The following is a 21781-nucleotide window of genomic DNA, read 5'->3' as shown; positions in this document are numbered from 1 at the left end:
ATGGGAAAAGAGCTTTATCAGGTAATATTGGAGCAGACTGCAGCAGGAAAGATTGAAAAAAATACAGGAATAGAATTACTCAGGCAGTTAAAAGCAGACAGCAGAAGAGAAGACGACAGAATTGCCATTATCGGCATGAGCGGAAAATTCCCCTCCTGTCAGACCCTTGAGGATTTTTGGGATATCATTGAACAGGGAGTGAATCTGACCGGTGATTTTCCCAGGGACCGCAGAGCCGCAATGGATATGTATAAATCTGCAAAGAAAATCCGCGGGGAATATCTGAACGGGGCATTTCTCAGCGGGACAGATTTGTTTGATTACCGGCTGTTCGGCCTGTCAAAGCGGGAGGCGTCAACCATGGCGCCTGTTCAGAGAATCATGCTTGAGGTAATGTATGATGCTTTGCTGGACGCCGGATATCCGCCCTGTTCTGTGAAAAAGCAGAAAGTGGGAGTGTTTGTGGGACATTCTGATGATCTGCGCACAACGTATGGCTCACTGGTAAATGAAATACAGCCTGACGAAAGTGCCCTGAGCATTCCCGGAAATCTTGCAGCCATTATACCTGGCAGGCTTTCCTATTATCTGGATCTGAAGGGACCGTGTATGTTGATTGATACAGCCTGTTCCTCCTTTCTGACAGCGTTGCATACAGCCTGCGATTCCCTGAGAAAAGACTGCGATATGGCGGTGGTTGGAGGCATTAAAATAAATCTGCTTCCCGTGGAGGGGCAGGTGCGGCTGGGCATGGAATCAGGGGATGGGTTTACCCGTACATTCAGTGATGATTCAGACGGAACCGGTATGGGCGAAGGTGCGGGGGCTGTGGTATTAAAGCCCCTCAGAGTTGCGCTGGAAAGCCATGACGGCATTATTGCGGTAATCAGAAGCAGCGCCGTCAATCAGGACGGTGCAACATCCGGCATTACCGTTCCCAATGTTGAATCCCAGACCAGCCTTTTGCAGGACGCCTGGGACAGAGCGGGATTAACTCCCGATGAGATAAGCTATATCGAAGCCCACGGAACAGGTACTCGTCTGGGAGATCCCATTGAGACAGAGGCGATTGCAGCAGCGGCAGGACGTTATACGAAACGCAGGCAGTTTTGCGGAATCGGAAGTGTGAAAAGCAATATCGGGCATCTGTATGAAGGGGCCGGAGTCGCCTCTGTGCTGAAGGCCTGCCTTATGCTCCGCCACAGGTGTATTCCGCCCACACTGTTTTTTGACACGCCCAACCGAAAAACAGACTTTACTTCTTCTCCCGTGTATGTTGTGGATAAAGCGGCAAAAGTATCGAAAGATACGGTAATGAGAGTGGGCGTAAGCGCATTTGGATTCAGCGGAACCAACTGTCATGTTATTCTGGAGGAATATCCTTCCAGGGCCGATGACGGTGCGGGAATATTTACACTTTCGGGGGCAGACCGGGAAGCTCTGCTCCGCTGGGCGGAGGTTCTTCTGAAAGCTGACTGTGAAAGATTTTCCATGAAAGACGTCTGTTATACCCAGAATGTAAGGCGGGAACATGAAAAAGAACGTGTTGTCATTTATGCGGAAAGCAAAAAGGATTTGAAAGACAAACTGAGACTGTTTGTGCGGGGCAGACATGCAGAGGGCATATGGACGAAAGCGCCGGATGATGCAAAGCTGGAGCTGGCCGGCAGTTACGGGCCGGCAGTAAAAAGGTATCTGGAAGGAGAAGAGGTTGACTGGAGCGAAGTTTACAGAGATTTTGACGGTGGTGTGGTTTCATTGCCCACGCCGCCTAAAAATCCCGTTTCCTGCTGGTTTTCACAGAATATGTCTGCAGTGAAACAGGGGGGAACCGAAAGAGAACCTCACTGGCTGGCAGATGATATTCAAAAGGAAAGCCATAAGGTATTTAAGTGTGTGACAACCCTTACGTCTGAGAGCAATCCGGTAATCAGTGACCATAAGGTGCTGGGAGAACATGTGCTTCCCGGAACAGCATATATTGAGATCATTCATGAGATGATGAAAGACCGTCTGGAGGACAGGATACTCCAGATCTGCGGACTGGAATTACTGCAGCCCATAAGGGCATGTGCAGATCATCCGACGGTGGTGGAGACCACCGCCAGGCTGCAGGATGACGGTTCTTATGAAATAACAATCTGTTCTGTGGACAGCCTTACGGGAATAAAAGAATCTCACGGGCAGGCAGTGGTTCATCTGTGCGGACGGACTTCTGATCCGGCAGAAGAGACAGAACCTGCCGGGATACCGAAACATGCCGATTATGTACCCATTGACCAGTCAGAACTGGCAAAGGGCTTTATAGAGTTTGGGCCCAGATGGAATACCCTTTCCATCGGATTACTGAAGCAGGATGAGGATACCTGCTGGGCGCGGGTTCAGGCGCCGGAGGAATTGGCAGAAGATTTTCAGATTATGTATCTGCATCCGTCCCTGCTGGACATGGCTGTCAATGCCCTGGCCCTTACTTCGGGAGAGCCGCACCTGCCTTACAAATACAATAGTATCCGTGTTTTTGGGCCTGTTGACAGAGAATCTTATACCAGGTTCCAGGTACAGAAAGAAAAAACGGATCAGATTATTTCTTACGATCTCCTGATTTACAACAGCACAGGCAGGCTGTGTATGCAGGTGGAGGGATATATGGTGAAAAAGGTTCAGAATATCGGACGTTTTTCTGCCGGAAGAAAAACCATGCTGCATTGTCCGGAATGGGTCGCTGAAAATAAGGTTCACAGGAGCGGGGAAAGGACTTCAAAAAGGGTTTTATATATCCGGACGGAAAAGGGCGGTTCCCTGGGCCTGCGCCGCCTGGAGCAGGGGCTGGCCGCCGGGGGTAACCAGGTGGTTGTGACGCAGCTGGAAGATTTTCTCACAAAGGGGGACCGTATCTGGAATGACCCGGAACTGATGGTCCTGGAAATCGGCGAAAATACTTCCGGTGATGAGATTCAAAGGAAGGTTCTTCTGCTTAAATTCCTTCAGCTGTCCGGCAGGAAAATAAACCGCCCCTGCAGGATTGCTGTCTGGGGCACAGGGGCCCATAAAGTCGGAGGTTCTGGCAAAATATCGCCGGGAACTGCATCAGATTTTTCACTGCTGCGTTCCGGGTTATCTGAAATTCCATTCAGTTCATGTGTTTTCCTGGATGTGGATGAAGACTCGTCTTTTGAAACAGTGGAACCTCTTTTTACCCACAGTGATTTGGATGAGTATGTTGTCAGACAGGACAGGATTTATGTGGAAACCTTTGTTCCCGTGGAAAAATGTTCTGAACGGCCGGAGGTAAGAAATAAAAACATTCTTATAACAGGAGGATTCGGCGGAATTGGAATGTGCATGGCCCGGTATTTTGTTTCCGGAGGCGCCGCCTCTGTCAGTATCCTGTCCCGGCGTGATGTAACACAGCTTTCTGAAATTCAGCGGAAGGCATTTGACCGTCTCTGCAGAGAGGCGGAAGCCTGCGGTACGGAAATTTCCTGTTATAAGGGCGACGTGTGCGACATTACAGCTTTAAGAGATGCGGCAGACAGAATTCATAAAAAAGTGGGAAATATATCAGTTATTGTCCACTGTGCGGGCGTTGCCGGCGCCGGAGCAGCCGCAGGCAAAACAGAAGAACAGTTTATCCGTGTTCTTGAGCCCAAAATAACCGGAACCAGGCTGCTGTATGAGGTTTTTTCAGAAGAAGCCAGGCAGATGTATCTTATGTCTTCCATTGCTTCCATAACCGGGATTCCGGGCCAGTGTGACTATTCGGCGGCCAACGCCTTTTTAAACGGATTTGCCTGGGCGAAATCAGATTGCCGGTGCAGAGTCCGTTCCATATGCTGGCCTTCCTGGAGCGATACGGGAATGGCAAAAGATCTCGGATTTGACACAGATACGTTTATGAAGTCCATATCTTCAGAGCAGGCAGTTGCCGTATTTGATTCAGCAGCCATGTCAGAAAAAAATCAGATGATAATCGGACAGTGGAATCCTGATATTCTGGATACTCCCCATGGACAGATTCTGGAGAAAACGGCTGTGGGACGTAAGCTGAAGGAATGGCATTTGGGGTATCCGGCCAGCGGAAGAAAGAACCCGGCAAAGAAAAGGCAGGTAAAGCTGACGGGAAGGCCGGACAATGCCTATACCCCTTCGGAAATAAGGTTTGCTGAAATATGGGCAGACGTGCTGGAGGCGGATGAAATTGACATATATGCGAATTTTAACGACCTGGGCGGAAATTCCATTCTGGCATCTTATCTTGTGAGAGAACTGGAAAATGAATATCCGGGAAAATTTGATATAACAGATATATTTTCCTATTCAACGGTATTTAAACTGAGCAAATATTTTGACGAAAAAAACAGTCCGAAAAACCGTGAAGATAAAACTGCGGAAGAAAGCAATAAGAACAGTAATAAAAATGCAGAAGATATTCTTGAAATGCTTGCAGCCGGAGAAATCAGTGTGGAGGAAGCAGCGGAGTATTTATAACAGGTATTTGGAGATAAAGGGGAAATTACAGATGAGTAAGCTGAAAACATATATTTTAAATGAAATTTATGAAGGGCGGATTGACAGGGCGGACGGGAAGGAAATGCTGGAGGCTCTCCATGGCCCGGCCCATGAGCCCATAGCGATTATCGGGATGGCAGCCATACTTCCGCAGGCTGACAGATACGATGATTTCTGGCAGAATCTGTCCTGTAAGATTACCTCCGTCCGTGAATTTCCCGACAGAAGGCGCGCGTTTACCGATGACTTTCTGCCTCAGGAACTGACGGATGATGATGAGGCTTATCAGCGTCAGGGATATCTGGAAGATGTGACAGGCTTTGATCCTGCTTTTTTCGGTCTTTCAGACGCAGAAGGCGATAAAATGAGTCCCCTGCAGAGGCTTGTGCTGGAATGTTCCTGGAAAGCCCTTCACGACGCCGGATATGGGGACGGATCTCTGTCAGGAAAAAATGTCAGTGTCTGTACTGCAAACGCCCGGCTGGGAGAACCGCGTTATTCTGATTTCATGGAGATAACAGACGGTACAGGGTTCATTGGAAATACAGGGAGCGTACTGCCCTCCAGGCTGGCATACAGGATGGGATTCACAGGCCCCTGCGCAGTGATTGATGCGGCGTGCTCCTCAGGTCTTCTGGCAGTCAGCCAGGCCTGCGAGAGCCTGCGCAGAGGAGAGACGGAAGCCAATGTGGTCTGCGGATCGGCGATTAATCTGTTTCCTCTCGCAAAAGACAGAGTTGTGATCCTTGAATCCCCGGACAGTGAGATACATCCCTTTGATTCCCGTGCCAACGGCACAGTCTGGGGCGAGGGGGTCTGTGCTGTTATGCTCAAACGGTATCAGGATGCGTGTAATGACGGTGACAGGATCTATGCTGTTATCAGCGCAAACGGCACAAATAACGATGGTACGTCCAATGGCATAACCACCCCTGACATGCTGCGCCAGAAAGAGCTGATGGCAGGCGTGTGGAAACGTTTCGGAACAGATGTGGAAAAGATAGGTTACTTTGAAGCCCATGGAACCGGGACGCAGATCGGAGATCCCATAGAGATAAGAAGTATCTCCGAGGCCATGTCAGAATATACAAAACGCCGACAGTTTTGCGCAATCGGAACCTGTAAAAAGAATATCGGGCATCTTGTGGCTGCATCGGGCATTGTGGCCCTGATGAAATGCGCATTGTCGCTGTATCATGGCCAGATACCGCCCATGCCGGGATTCGAGGAGCCCAACGGTTTTACTGATTTCTGCAATTCTCCCCTTTATGTGTGTGATGAGCATATAAAAATCCCTGAAGGAGAAGAGTTTCATATTGCTGTCAACAGTTTCGGTATCAGCGGAACAAATGTTCATGTTATACTTGACGCCTGCAAAACCCAAAAGGCAGCATCTGAGAAGCGCCGGCCTTCTTCTGTCAGGATGAACAAACGAGAGCACAGAATCCGTCCGGACAGCAGACATGCATGGATACAGAATGGAAAAGTGATTTCCTGGGGGCATGGAAAAGAGCAGCGGCGTCTGACCATGACAAAAAACAAATGGTATATCAATGAGCATACTGTAATGGAAAAACCCACAATGCCGGCTTCCGCAATACTTGAGCTGATTTACCTTGCAGGCCAGAAGCAATATCACGGGCCCGTTGAAATAAAAGAATTTGTCCTGACAGGACTGCTGACAGTGTGCAGCAAAAGAGAAATCATTGTAAGGACAGAAAAAATCGGTGAGGAAACAGAGGTACAGATTCTGGCGGAGGCGGAAGGGACGTATGAGTCTGAGTATGACCGCAGATGGGTTCCCGTTGCAGGGGCCAGGGTTCTTCCATGCAATAAGCCAAAACATTCCGAAGCAGCCGCACCGGTTTTGGGAAAATCCTGGTTTAATGCAAATGATTTTACCGGTGGAAAGATTGTGTATGGACCCCGCTGGGACTGTGTGGACACATTTGAAAGAGAAGATAACCGGTGCAGAATACATATAAAACTGGGGAAGGCATATGCCAGCGACCTGAAACGCCATCCCCTTCATCCGGCAATGCTGGATCTTGCCCTGAACGGTCTGGCATTTCTGCAGGAGGGAGATTATCTTCCGTTTCATATCGGAAGCATACGCATTTACCGGGAATTCGGCGGAGATATCTCCTGTGATATAAGAGAAAACCTGGACCTTTCATCTGACGAGGCAAAAAGCTATGACATTGGGATATACGATGAAGAGGGGCCTCTGGCAGATGTTTGGGGCTATGTGGTTAAGAAAGTGGATGGCCTTAAAAGTATTTCCCCTCAGGAGGACTGTTTTCTGGAATGGGTCAGCATGGAAGAAATCCGGGAAACGGATCGGCCGTTATTGGAAAACTGCTGCTGTATTATGCCTGCGGCAGACCGTTACTGTGAAGAAATCGCAGCCTTGCTGCCAGGCAGCCGCGGATTTGCTGTGGCAGGCAGCAGGCAGGAAATTGCAGATGCCATAGAAGCTGCAGGTACAGAGGATGTTGTCCTTTTACTGCCAGAGCAGAGCAAAGATGCACAGGCAGAAAGAGACAGGGTGATTTTGCCTGTATTTGCCGCAGCGTCTGCCGCTGCAGGCAGTCCTTCTGTCAGAACCCTGACGGTGGTATCGGTGACAGAATCCTGTGATTCCACAGCAGCGGCTTCTGTGGGAGCACTGGTGCGCAGCGCAGGCAATGAAATGCCTGAGGTCTGCTGCCGCCATATTATTGTCTGCAAAGAAACGGATACAGACCGCGTCCTTTCGGAAATAATCTGCGGGAACGAGACAGAATGGGCGGTCTGCCCGGAGGCGCGTATGCGCCCGCAGCTGAGCGTACGGACACTGCAGCCCCAGGAGCACAGGGAAAAATCAGGCGGTATCTGTATGATTACAGGAGCATCCGGCGGCCTGGGCGGAGAACTGGCGGAAAAACTGTGTTCACAGGCCCAGGTTTTGATACTGACAAGCAGGAGAGGAATACACTCCGGACAGCTGGAGCAGACTGCCCGCCGTACAGGGACTGTGATAAAAGATTATTCTGCTGATGTCAGTGACAGAACACAGATGGAGGCTCTTTGCCATATCCTGAAAAAAGACAATATTTTCCCCGATTGTATTTACCATCTTGCAGGAATTGCTGATGGACAGTTTTTAGGGGACTATACAGAAGAAAAGGCTGTGGAAGTGATGAATCCAAAAATCCTGGGGGTACAGAATCTGTATCGGTTCGCAAAAGACACCGGAGCCGGGAGCCTGATACTGGTTTCTTCCGTGTCAGGGCTGATTGGAACCCCTGGGCAGGGTGCATATTCAGCGGCGAATGCATATATGAATGCATTTGCAGGCCGGATGTCAGACGACCGGCTTAAAATCATATCCCTGGTCCTGCCTGCTGTTACGCAGGTTGGCATGGCTGCCGGGAACGCTGCAGATTATGATTCCGTCTTTCATGTAATGACGCCGGAACAGGCCATGGAACATCTGCTTGCTGTCAGGAGCAGAGCAGGGGGTGTATATTGTCCGGCTTCCTTAAATTATAGTTTTGAATTGCTGGGTGATATGAAGCTGGCTCTGTCCCGGCAGATACGTTCCAGGATTGCAGGAATTAAGGCGTCAAAGACCGTACAGACAAAACATGCAAAACTGAAGCTGACAGGCCGGGCAGACGGCTGCTACACGGAGAGCGAGCTTAAGCTGGCGGAAATCTGGTACCATGTTCTCGGAGCTGAAAGGGTGGATATAGATACCAGCTTTTTTGAGGCGGGCGGCGATTCTGTCATGGCAATCAGTATGGCCAATAAAATAAGCGATATGTTCCATAAAAAAATGGATATGTCGTCACTTTTTAAATTTAATACCATACGCAAACTGGCAGAACGCATTGATGAGGCTCATAAGAATACGGCGTTTAGGATTCCGGCCGCTCCTGTCAGAAAGAATTATCCCCTTTCCGGAGAACAGCGAAGAATCTATGCCATTCAGAGTTTTGACAATGAAAGTATTGTTTATAATATGCCGGTTACCCTGGAGCTGAACGGAAAAATTGAAGCTGTCCGCATGGAAAATGCCTTTCGTCAGGTGATTTCTGCCAGTCCGTCTCTGAGAACGAAATTCTATGTGACAGAGGAAGGGGCGCGTCAGGAAATATGCGACGGTTCCGATTACAGACTGGAAGTGCTGCAATACGACCATGAGCTGAAACCCGATGAGCTGGAAAATACGGTGAGGAAATTTGTACGTCCCTTTGACATGTCAGGAGGGATGCTGCTGCGGACCATGCTGATTCAGGACCGGGAACAGCACGGTTATATTACCGTGGACGTCCACCATATTGCGGCAGACGGCTATGCAATGTCTGTGCTGCTGCGTGAATTTATAAAAGCGTATTCCGGGCTGGAAGTAACGGTTCCTTCCGTAAATTATGTGGATTTTGCGGTATGGTCCCTTGGCCGGGAGGATGAGGCCTTTCGGCTGGCGAAAGAATACTGGCACAGACAGTTTTCCGATGAAATACCAGTTCTGGAGCTTCCGGCACGAAAGAAGCGCCCTTCGGTAAAAAGCGGCAGAGGCGGGCTGCTGGAATTTGAGATCCCGCCCCTTCTGGCAGGAGAAGTAAAGGAGCTGGCAAAATCAGAAAATGCCACGGTGGGGCTTGTACTGCTGTGCGGGTTTGCGGTAATGCTCGCAAAATACTCCAGGCAGGATGATATCGTGATTGGAGTTCCCTATGCCGGCCGGGAAAACAGTGAGCTTGAAAATGTGATCGGGATGTTTGTGAACACCCTGCCGATACGTCTGGCGCCTGAAAACCGTATGTCAGTCAGAGAATTTCTGGAAAATTCAAAAGAACGGTATGTGGAAGGAATGAAAAACAGCAGTTACCGAATTTCCGAACTGATGGGCGAGATTTCACAGGGCAGAGATACCGGCCGCAATCCCCTGTTTGATGTAATGTTTGCATTCCAGAATACCGGCGGCGAGATAGAGATCACGGATGTTGCCACTCCGCGGATTGAAGTGATGGTTGATAAGGTAAGCATCAGAAGCGTGGCCTACAGGAAGCAGATAGCAAAACTTGACCTGACCCTTGAAGTGATTGAGCGTGAGGAAGGATTTTCATGTAATTTTGAGTATAACGCTGATATTTTTGATTACAGGGATGCCAGGCGTTTTGCAGAAAGCTATCTGCGTGTGGTACGCCAGTTTACAGCCGGAAAAGAAACGGGATTATTCGATATATCGGTGATTTCAGAGGAAGAGAAAAAACTTGTGACGGAAGTATTTAACAATACGGATTATCCGTATTCACAGGATCAGACAGTCATTTCCCTTTTTGAACGGCAGGCAAAAAAAACGCCGGAAGCCGTTGCAGTGGAATACCGTGAGGACTTCATCACTTATCAGGAATTAAATGAGAGAGCAAACGCCCTGGGAATGAGGCTGCGTGAAGCAGGCGTGAAGCCCGATGATTTTGTGGCGGTCAGATCTGAAAGATGTATTGAAATGATAATCGGCATTTTCGGTATTTTAAAATGCGCAGCGGCGTACCTGCCCATTTCACCTTCTTACCCAAAAGAACGGACTGCATTTATGCTCAAAGACAGCGGCGCTGCTGTTATGCTCCTCCAGAATGACGGGAAAAAGAAAGAGTATGATAACGTCAGAATAATTTACCTGGACGAATTAAGGGAACGCAGGAGCGGCAATCTGCCTCAGGCGGCAGGGCCGGAAAACTTTGCCTATATGATCTACACATCCGGTACAACGGGGCGTCCCAAAGGGGTAATGTGCCATAACCGCGGACTTGTCAACCGGATAGAATGGATGCAGAGACGCTATCCCATTGGTGCCGGCGATGCAATCCTTCAGAAAACCACATATACCTTTGACGTATCCGTCTGGGAAATTATATGGTGGAGCCTTGTGGGGGCAAAAGTGGTTCTTCTGGAGCCGGGAGGAGAACGGGATCCGGAAATGATATGCAGTGCCGTGGAGAAGCATGGAATCACGGTGATGCATTTTGTTCCCTCCATGCTCAATGCGTTTCTGACCTATTTGAGCGCTGTCCCGGAAAGTGTGGAAAAACTGCGCTCCCTGAAACATGTATTTGCCAGCGGCGAAGCCCTTAAAAGGGAACATGCCAGCCTCTTTTACAGACTGTTATCCCCCGGCAACCGCAGGGTGCGGCTGGCCAATTTCTACGGGCCCACAGAAGCAAGCATAGACGTAACAGCCTGGGACTGTCTGGAACACCAGGAAATACTTCCCATTGGAAAACCCATTGATAATATCCGTATCTATATTATGAATGGTTCTGCTTTGTGCGGCCCCGGAGTTCCCGGCGAACTCTGTATTACAGGCGTGGGTGTTGCAGGCGGGTACCGGAATCTGGATGAACTTACTGCAAAGCGGTTTGTGCCCAATCCCTTTGGCAGCGGCCGGATGTATCTCACCGGCGATCTGGCCCGCTGGATGCCGGACGGAAACATTGAGTATCTGGGAAGGCTGGACGAGCAGGTGAAAATACGCGGTTTCAGAATTGAACCCGCGGAAATTGAACGTGTGATCTGTGGGATGGAAGAAATCAAAACTGCAGTGGTGACAGCAGCCAGTGACAGGAACGGAGACAAATATCTCTGTGCATACATTGTGTCAGATGATACCGTTGATGTGGGCCGATTCAGGGAAAAATTAAAATACGAACTGCCGGACTATATGGTTCCCGCTGCAGTCATGCAGCTGTCACAGCTTCCCGTTACCGGGAACGGAAAGCTCAACAGAAAGGCCCTCCCTGTAATAGAAACAGAGGATTCTTCTGAATGTGTCATGCCCAGGACAGAGGAAGAAACCATACTGGTTCAGGCGGTGTCACAGATTCTGGGCAGAAAGAATATCAGTGTGGAAGATGATTTCTTCCGCACAGGAGGAGATTCCATTAAGGCAATACAGTTATCGTCAAAATTGCGGGAGCTTGGATATTCCCTGAGTATTCAGAGTCTGTATGAATGTTCTTCCATAAGGGAAATGGCCCTTCGGCTGAAAGGGGGCCGCATTTCGCCGGACTGGGAGGAAGTGACAGGCAGCGCGCCCCTTCTTCCCATACAAAAAGAACTGTTGAGCCGGGATATGCCCAATGTGGACTGGTATAATCAGGAGGTTGTGTGCTTCTGCCGGGAAAAGATATCTGCCAGTGCAATGGACAGGGCTCTGAACCGGCTGGTACGCCATCATGACGCACTGCGTATGATCTTTCCGGAAGAAACGCCGGATGAACAGGTGTGCAGGCCTTACCAGGGGGAAAAACATTTTCTGCTGCTGGAACACACACTGGACAGCAGAGACCACAAGGCTCTGACGGAACTGCTCAATGACGGACACAGCAGGCTGTGCATCAGAACCGGCGTCATGTTTGTCTGTATGGTTATCCATACGCCGGAGGAAGATGTGCTTATGCTGATCGCCCATCATCTTATCTGTGACGGCGTATCATGGAGAATCATTCTGGAGGATCTGGAGGGACTGTACATTGAAGAAACAGGTGGAGAGTCATATGCGCTTCCGCCGAAAACAACTTCTTACAGGGACTGGTGCCAGGGGGTGGCAGACAGAGCAGAGAGCGGCCTTGTATGGGATCAGCTCCCTTACTGGTCGTCGGTATGCAGGCCCTGTTCCCGTGAAGTGAAATATCTGTGCAGAGACAGAAAGAGGCAGATCCTTAAGGCGGATGAAGCAACGTGCAGCCTTCTGGCAGAGCATATAAGCAGAATAAGAAAACTTACCATAAACGAAGTTGTTCTGTGTGCGGTGGCCGAAGCGGCAGCATACAGCGGCATTGAAAATCCGGGATATGTTATGCTGGAATCACATGGACGTGAGGAAATATCATCGCAGTTATGCGCGGCACGGACAGCAGGATGGTTTACCACAGTGTATCCTTTTGCCCTGCCCCGGACAGAGGGCGGCATACTGGACAGGCTGGCTGATACAAAAGAAAAGATCAGGCGTATCCCGGCAGGCGGTTTTGATTATGGCATTCTCAGGCAGATGGGGGCAGATCTCTGTGACTCAGATATACTGGTGAACTATATGGGAGATTTCAGCCGGCAGGGAAGTCTGTTTGAGATTGTCAGTGATATTAATGGCACCTGCTGTTCTGAGGAGAACCCAGTACAGTATAACCTGGAAATTAATGTGTTTCAGCTTAAGGAAAGCATTATGATAGTTCTGGATTATACGCCTGCATATGAGAAGCAGGCAATTGAGATGTTTGGGACAGCCTTTCTGGAGAGCCTGAGCAATGCCGCAAATGCGCTGGCTCATGCAGAACACATACTTACGCCCTCAGATTACGGAGAAAACGGTTTGTCAGCGGCTGAACTGGAACAGCTTGTCCGAAAATACGGGCGGCCGTCGAAGGTGTACGCACTGTCCCCCATGCAGAAGAATATCCTGACGGTGGTATCTCTTAAAAAAGACCCTTCCATGTATTATGAGCGGTTTTCCTTTCTGTTAAACGGAAGTCTCAATGAAGAGGCCATGGAACGAAGTTTTGCAGCTGTCACAGAAGCACATGATGTATTTAAGACATTTTTCGCAGCGGAGGGACTCAGCGAACCGGTACAGATCGTAGAAGAACATGGCCGGCCGGATTTTGAGCTGACAGAATGTGACGGAGACAGTAAAGAAGCGGCAGAGAGGCTGCTGGCCCGTGACAGGGCCGCAGGGTTTGATATTTTTCACGGGCAGCTGATAAGGATGAGGCTGATCCGGTTTGCAGAAGACTGTCATTATATGATGATCAGCTTCCATCATATCATACTGGACGGCTGGTGCCTGAGCATGGTGCTGAATGAGATATTTGACTGTTATCATGATCTGGCATCCGGGAAGCAGCCGGTGCTCAGGGAGCAGTATACTTATTCTGAGTATATCAGACAGTGTTTCAGGAAGAACAGATATGAATCCCTTCAATATTGGAAAGAGTGCCTGAAGGGGCTGGATGGTGCTGTGGAACTGCCCTTCCATAAAAATTCGTCAGAGCCGTACCGTCAGGCCGGTATAGTTACGGACCTTCAAAAAGACGTAATCAGGAAACTGTCTGCTGTGGCAAAAGCGGCAAGGGCTACGGAAAGCATGGTATTTCAGGCAGTATGGGCATTGCTGCTGGCAGAATATGCAGGGGATGATGTGGTATTTGGCTGTGTTGTTTCAGGAAGAGACCCTCAGATTGAGGGAATGGGGCAGATGCTGGGACTGTTTATTAATACCATTCCCATGCGTGTGACCCCGGACCGGGAAGAAAAATTCCTGCAGCTTGTCAGCAGGATCCGTAAAAGCAACGCAGAGGCCAGCGGCCATGTGTATCTGTCCATTTCGGATATTGCTCAGTGCTCCGGCCTGTCTCCTGCAATCATCGAGCACGCACTGGTCTTTGAGAATTATCCTGTTACAGGGGGCCTGGATATGTCAAAAACAGAGCAGGATTATAAACAGATGCATATTTCTGACGGAAGCTATTTTGAGCAGTCAGTGCTGGCCCTCAGTGTGAAAATAGTACCGGGGGAAACGTATAGAATGACGTTTCGCTTTGACTCGAATCAGTATCCTGAACGGGATATGAAACATATGGCAAAGCGCTATGTACAACTGTTAGAACAGGTGACAGAAACTGCTTCTGTGGCAGATATTTACGGAAATGAGGAAGATATGGCGGGAGATTTTAACGACAGCCTTGAATAAGAAGGAACAGCTATGGGAGGAAAAATTTTGGAGTATACGTTACGAGGTCTGATAGAAGACAGTTTCAAAAACAGGGGGGAACATACACTTTTTACCGCAGGCGGCAGAGGAGTTACCTACCGGGAAGGGAATGCCTTTGCCAATGGGCTGGGAAAGGAACTGGAGCGAATGCATGTGAAAGCCGGGGACCGGGTGGCCTGTATCTCGGATCTGCCCCGGATTCACATTCTGAGTCTGCTTACCTGTATAAAATTTGGATTTTCCTATATGCCGGTGGATCCAAAATTTCCCCGCAGACGCATAAAGGCCATGCTGGATGCCGCGCAGGTGTCCGCCGGGGTGTGTGACGGGAAGTGGCTGCCCCTCTGCAGGGAAATCATGCCAAAGATACCGGTGGTAACAGGGGACGGAACGTTCACAGACAAGGAGGCCGGGGATTACTGGGCAGATACGGACAGCTCTTCAGAGGCATACGTTTATTTTACCTCAGGCACTGCAGGTCAGCCCAAAGGAATTGCAGGACAGGAAAAGGGACTGGCTCATTTTATAAAATGGGAAATCAGTGAGTTTGGATTTGGGGAAGACCTGCGGGCGGCCCAGTTTACGCCTCCCTGCCATGATCCTTTTCTGCGGGATGTGCTGGTACCCATGAGCGTGGGAGGTACCATATGCATTCCTGCCGGCCGAAAGCAGATACTGTGTCCCGAAGAGGCTGTCCGCTGGATGGAAGAGGAAGGTGTCAGTCTGCTTCATTGCACGCCCGGCATGTTCAGTATCATTTCCGCCGCAAAACTGGATACCCGGAGGCTGCCCTCCTTAAAACACATATTTTTAGCAGGAGAACTCCTTCATTCTTCTCTGATAAAGGACTGGATGGAACTGTTTGGCGGGCGTATGGAACTGATTAATCTTTACGGCCCCACGGAAACCACTCTGGCAAAACTGTACCACAGAATTACACCGGCGGATCTGGAATATGATGTGATACCGGTTGGAACATGCATACCGGGAGCCAGGGCGGTAATCGTTGATCAAAATGGAAAAATATGCAGTAATTCCCGGTATGGAGAGGTATGGATAAGGACGCCGTACCGCTCCCTTGGATACCTGGATGAGGCACAGAACGAGGGCAGGTTTATTCTCAATCCCTTTTCACAGAAAGAAGGAGATATTGTCTATAAAACAGGTGACCGCGGAAGAGTCTTATCCACAGGTGAGATAGAGGTCGTTGGAAGAACGGACCGGCAGATTAAGATACGGGGTCACCGTATTGAGCTGTCGGAGATTGAGAGCGCACTGGATGCATCTGCCCTGGTCCGGCGTTCAGCAGTTGTATTTGTGGAGGAAGAAGAACTGCTGTACGGGTTTGTACAGCCGGTATCCGGACAGGCAGAGGCAGACGTACATAAGATTATGGCCGAGGCGGCACAGAGGCTGCCTGAATATATGGTTCCCGGCGTGATAGAAATACTCACAGACGGGCTGCCTGTAAATGACAATGCAAAAACCGATTACCGTGAGCTGAGTGAAAGAGCACGGGGAAAAGGACGTGAAACCGTGGCGCCGGAAACTCCTGAGGAGAAGATGCTTTGTGAATTATGCTGTGAACTGCTTCATAAAAACAGTGTAAGTATGACAGATAATCTGTTCCGCCTGGGAATAAGCTCTGTCAATATTATGCGTTTTGTGAATCGTATCAACGAGAAAACAGGGTGCTGTATCGGGGCGGCAGATATTTTTTCCAACAGGACCATGGAATTGCGGGAACTGGCTGCAATGATTGAAACAGATCAGGAAAACGGGGCCGCAGGCAGGGAAATTCCTCCTGCCCCGAAGGCGGATGATTATCCGGCTGCTCTGGCTCAGCGGAGAATTTTCCTGCGGCAGCAAATGGACGCAGAATCGGTGCTTTATAATATTACCCGTGTGTTCCGCACAGGAAAAATAACAGAAGAACAGATCGAAGGGGCTTTTAAACAGCTGACAGAGGAACATGAAATTTTCAGAACATCCTTTTTTTCAGCAGAGGGGGAAGTCAGGCAGAAAATTGCAGACGAGGTGCCTTTTACCCTGGAACGTATAAAGTGTGAGGGTACCGGGGTGGAACAGGCGGTGAAAGAGTTTCGCAGGCCCTTTGATCTGGCGCAGGCCCCGCTGCTGCGGGCCGGGGTTGTAACAATGGGGGATGGAACCCGGATATTGGTGACTGATGTACATCATATCATTATTGACGGGCGTTCTCTGGATCTTGCAATGTCTGAAATATACGAAAATATAATGTTTCCCGGCAGGCACCAGGAAAGGATCTCGTACCGGGATTTTGCAGTATGGCAGAAGAAACAGATTGCAGACGGAGCTATGGAGGCAGACAGGGAATACTGGAACAGGCGGCTGGGCGGCCCCTCATCTCCGGTTGAAATTTTTGCGGCCCGTCAGCGTCCCGCTGTATTTTCACACAGAGGACGCAAACGGAAAGATGTGATTGATGAAAAACTGCGGGCAATGATAAAAGAAAAAGCAGGCTTATGTAATACAACGGAATTCGTGGTGCTGTTAGCTGTCTTTTATCTCCTGCTTTATAAAAACTCCGGCAGCAGAAACATAACAGTCGGTACTGTGGCAAACGGACGTAATTCTCTGCAGGAACAGGACATGCTGGGAATGTTTGTAAATACGGTTGCTCTGCGCAATACCGTAGATCCGGAGGAATCCATTTCTGATTTTACAGGGCGTCTGCACGATTCCGTTTATAGAGATCTGCGCCATCAGACACTTTCCTTTGAACTGGTTGTGGAAATGCTTCAGATTCCTCGTGAGGCAGGCCGCAATCCCTTATTTGATTTTATGTTTGTTTATCAGGAACAGCGCAGAACCAGGCAGACGGGGGAGTTTGAGCTGCTCTCCTTTGATCAGGGGGTATCTGCATATGATATGACGTTTGAGCTTGTTCCGGATGAAAAAGAGACTGAAATTGTGCTGGAATACTGTACGGGTCTATACGATGATGAAAATGCGGAATATATGCTGAAACATTATCTTTATATGCTGTATGATTTCTGCAGCAGAAACATAACGGATACCGTTGGAGCTGTTACCTGCGTGTCCCAGGAAGAAAGGCTTTGCATACTGGACTACAGCCAGTGTGAAGGGAAAGAAGAACTTCCCTTTGCATCGGTCTGCAGCTGGTTTAAAAACACTGCCCTGAAAAAAAGAAATCAGACTGCTGTGATAAGGGGTGAAAATTCTGTAACCTACGGTCAGCTGGATCTGATGTCAGACCGTGTGGCCGCAGCCCTTGTTTCTGAAAATGTAAAGACAGGCAGTTATGTGGGAGTGATTGCATCTCATACAATTGAGATGGTGGCCGCAGCCCTTGCCGTGCTGAAACTGGGAGCCGCTTATGTGCCTGTTGACGCCTGCCTTCCCATGGAGCGGATCAGGTATATTCTGAATGACTGCGGAGCAGTTATCGCTTTGTCGGATGATTCCGTTCCGGTACAGATGGAAGGCGTCAGAGTCATATCTGTCCGGAGTATTTCTGAGAACCCTCAGGGAGAAACGGTGGATCTGCCGGAGGTTACAGGCAGCTGTCCGGCATATGTCATATACACTTCCGGCAGCACAGGGTATCCAAAAGGAGTGGAGATTACAAATGAAAATCTGATGACTTATATCCGGGCATTTATGGATTATGTCGTAAAGAGGGAAGATTTTACAATGCTTCAGATGGCCTCCATATCTTTTGATGTTTCAGTGGAAGAAATCTTTGGCACCATTCTGTCGGGAGGCAGACTGGTGATGGTGTCAAAGGAAGAAATGTTTGATCTGGACAGGATAACCGCCATCATAAACTGCCAGGATGTGAATTACATGAGTACAAGCCCTCAGTATGCAAAAGTGCTGGGGGAAGCCATAACATCGGATACGCCAGAATGTATTGTTATCGGCGGAGATGTGTTTACGGTGCACTGTGCAAAAAAGCTGGCGGAACACGCAAGAGTCCTGAATTCCTATGGGCCCACGGAAACCACCATTGCCGCCACATACCATGAATATGACCCTTCCGTTTCCTATGAGAGAGTACCGGTGGGGCGTCCGCTGTACGGATATAACGTATATGTCATGGATGAGGCCGGCCGGCTTTGCGGCTTTGATATTCCAGGAGAGATATGCATATCCGGTCCGGGGGTATCCAGAGGGTATCTGAATTTATCGGAAGAAAATGCAAGGGTATTTTGCCGGGATCCCTTTACCGGCGAGAGAATGTACCGCTCAGGTGACTGCGGGGTACTTCGGCCGGATGGAAACATATATTTTATTTCCCGTCTGGACAAACAGGTGAAAATCAGAGGCTATCGGATTGAGCCGGAAGAAATTGAACGCTGTGCCGTAAGTTCAGGAATGGTTTCTGATTTTGCAGCAGGCGTATATACTTCTCCATCAGGCCAGAGTGTTCTGTTCGGCGCTTATATATGTGACAGGGAGGCGGGCAGAGATCTTCTGGATTACCTTGCAGAGCGCCTGCCTGCCTATATGATTCCGGAGACAGTCATCAGAGTTGATCATTTTCCGGAGAATGTAAACGGAAAACTTGACAGAGATAAGCTGGCGTTGCTGTGCAGCAGCAAAACAGTAGAACAGACAGCTGATCTGCCAGAAACCGAAGAAGAAAAGAAGCTGGCAGCGTTATGGCAGAATATTCTCCATTGCAGGACTGTTTCGCTGAGGGATAATTTCTGGTCGCTGGGAGGAAATTCCATTCTGGCCATTCAGATGGTCAGGGAGGCTCAGGAACAGGGATTTCACGTTACGATAAATGACGTATTTGAAAGTCTCACCTTATCGAAGATGCTGGAGAAGTCAGAAGCCAGGAAAAAAGATGATGCCGATTCCGGATATGTAAACGAAAGATTAAAAAACATCATGGATGGGAAGGTTCAGATGGTTCCGGGTGATTCAGGTTTTGTGATTCAGGCAGACCTGGAATATGATGGGGACACAGAAGAACAGATTCTGGAAGTGCTGCGCGGCTGTGGAGAGGTAAGAGGAGGAATATCACAGATTGTATGGAGAAATCAGACCGGCCCCGCAGCCGGCAGTCTGGAATTTCCGCCGATGCCGGTACAGAAAAAAGCCCCCGGCGCCCAGAGCCAGGAACTGCTCCCGGCCCAGTATTACTATATCAGGATGGATGAGCAGTATTGCTTTGATGAAATCCCGATAGAAGGCTGTTACAGCAGGCGGCAGATCTGCCGGGCCATGCATCAGGTGATGGAAGAACAGCCGGCCCTGAGCAGCGGATACACAGCCAGAGGGCATATTTTCCGCTGCATGGCTCTGGAAGAACAGGAAATACCCTACAGAGATCTGTCAGGGCTGGGCAGCCAGCAGAAAAATACACAGCTGGCCTTGTACAGGGAGGAACTGTGTTCTGTCAGACCGTCCGGCAATACGCCCTTCAGAATGCTGATTGTCCGGACAGAAGCCGGAAGCCACCGGGTTCTTTTGTATATCCATCATGCATTTTATGATCTGTACAGCGGAAAGGCCCTGTCACTGGCCATGGTGCAGGCGCTGGAAGGCAGGATGGCAGCTCCCGGAAGACAGCAGACGGAGCTTCTCCCCTTTGACCCACAGCAGATCCATATGGATGAATTCTGCGAATTGTCGGCTCAGCTGGCCAAAACAGCGGGGAAAATGGAAAAAGGCAGCCTGAGGGTTACCTGTACCTGTTTCCTGAAAGGCTCGTTGAATGAAATGGAGGTTATCGATCAGGCAGCGTCCCATATTGCCTCAGTGTTTGGCAGACTTTATCATATGGAAAAGCTGCCGGTATGGATGCTGTATCATGGCCGGGGAGAGGAAAGCAGCGTTGGGTTTTCAGCGATAGGTGCTTTTACGGATGTTGTACCCATGGTGGCAGACACAGCATGTACGCAGGGATTTGCGAAAGCCTTTGAAGAAAGCAGAAAGCTGCTGGCCCGGTCAGGCATAAGTATCGGTGGGGTGCTGATGGGAAAGGAAACCAGGTTAAAAGGAGAAAAATGGGTGAAATTCCTCCGCAGGCTGGCGCTCAGGCAATTTATAGTGATTAACTATCAGGGGACAGGGCCAGAAGAAAATCCTGAGGCAAAGGTGGGGACAGAACTGAACATGAACAGAAATATGGCGGTTGTCCGCCGGGATGGAGAACATATTGCAATTACCTATTCCCTGCCGGTTTATCCGGACAGGATTGACTGCAGTATATTCGGAAAGGATTACAGGGTGGAAATATAATGAACTGGGCCAATAAGCTGGGATTTGGAAGGGTGCCGGGACCTGTGCGGGGAATTTTTCTGATTACTTTAACGGTTAATATCGGGAATTATATGACGCCGTTTATGTCAGTATTTCTGACCGCCAATCTGGGAATCCGTTCACAGCTCAGCGGGATTTTTGTATCTCTTGCAGGAATGGCTTTTCTCCCAGGGTCGCTGCTGGGCGGAAAACTGGCTGATATATGGGGAAAGAAGCAGGTGTTCGTTCTGTTTCAGCTGCTGGCTGCCGCAGTAACTGTGATCAATGCTTTTGTGCTGGATAAAAACTGGTCGCCCTGGCTGTTTATATTAAATGCCATGTTCGTAGCGGCCACAATACCCGTATATAACGCCACCATCTTTGCTGCTGCCAGCGAAGATAATCTGAATGAGTCCCTTTCTTTGTTTTTCGTGGGAATGAATGTGGGAAACCTGTTTTCAGGCCTGATTGGCGCTGCCTTTTTTTCCAGGTATGTTACACTGATATTTTGCTTTGAAGGGCTGATTAAACTGCTTTCCGTTATCCTGTTTCTGAAATGTGTGGATGACAGACCGGCAGAATCAGAGCAGCCAGCCTGCGGATTAAAAGACAGTGACAGTGATGGCGAAACGCCCGTAAAGGGCGGCCTTGTGGGACAGCTGATAAAAAATCCGGTGTTACTGTTGTTCAGCGTTTCCTGTATGCTGTTTTCCATTGTGCTTTCTCAGAACAATTATTCTCTGCCGCTGCATTTGAACAGCGTATTTGGCGCTGCAAAGGGCACAACATATTATGGAATCATCCTGGGCGTAAATTCCCTTACAATCGTGACCCTGACAGGGACTGTGAGCCGGCTGACTGCCGGCAGGAAAAAAACGGATATGGTACTGCTGGCATGTGGGCTGTTGGGCACCGGTTTCGGGATGCTGTATTTTGGAAGGGTTCTGTGGGTAAACATTGTTTCAACTGTGCTCTGGTCCCTTGCTGATATTCTGAATACCCCTAATTCCAGCGCATATTTTGCGGAGTATGCTCCGGCGTCCATGTTCGGACGTTTTGCGGCATGGATAAAAATCGTAACGGGCGCAGGTTACGCAATCGGCCCCATATGCATGGGATTTATTATGGAACAGTACGGGATTCGTGTAATATGGCCTGTACTGGCGTCCCTGGCATGCTTCAGCGCCGCAATACTATGCATGGTAAAAATACTGGAAAAAAAGAAGAAACAAGGTAGTGCAACGTAGAGAAAAGTATATT

The 21781-nt window shown here is 49.3% G+C and carries 4 protein-coding genes; all 4 read left to right on the top strand.

Translation table 11 applies throughout. The features are described 5' to 3' along the window. The 4 genes from C805_RS25420 to C805_RS19010 are packed head-to-tail and all read left to right on the top strand — an operon-like array spanning position 1 to position 21768. Entirely contained in the window at positions 1-4488 is a 4488-nt protein-coding gene (locus tag C805_RS25420) for an SDR family NAD(P)-dependent oxidoreductase (protein ID WP_016215603.1), read from the top strand. Between the two features lie 31 nt (positions 4489-4519). Further along, on the top strand, positions 4520-14242 hold the full coding sequence (locus C805_RS19020) for a non-ribosomal peptide synthetase (RefSeq protein WP_016215602.1): 9723 nt from the start codon (positions 4520-4522) through the stop codon (positions 14240-14242). Positions 14243-14254: 12 nt separating this feature from the next. After that, on the top strand, positions 14255-20521 hold the full coding sequence (locus C805_RS19015) for a non-ribosomal peptide synthetase (RefSeq protein ID WP_016215601.1): 6267 nt from the start codon (positions 14255-14257) through the stop codon (positions 20519-20521). After that, positions 20521-21768: an MFS transporter gene (locus tag C805_RS19010; RefSeq protein ID WP_016215600.1), complete on the top strand. Its 1248-nt coding sequence runs from the start codon at positions 20521-20523 to the stop codon at positions 21766-21768. The genes C805_RS19015 and C805_RS19010 overlap by 1 nt, the downstream gene beginning before the upstream one ends. Positions 21769-21781 lie beyond the last annotated feature (13 nt).

Source organism: Eubacterium sp. 14-2, assembly GCF_000403845.2.
Lineage (GTDB): Bacteria > Bacillota > Clostridia > Lachnospirales > Lachnospiraceae > Petralouisia.
The sequence above is the reverse complement of the archived record's forward strand: the minus strand, read 5'-3'. Positions and strand labels throughout refer to the sequence as shown.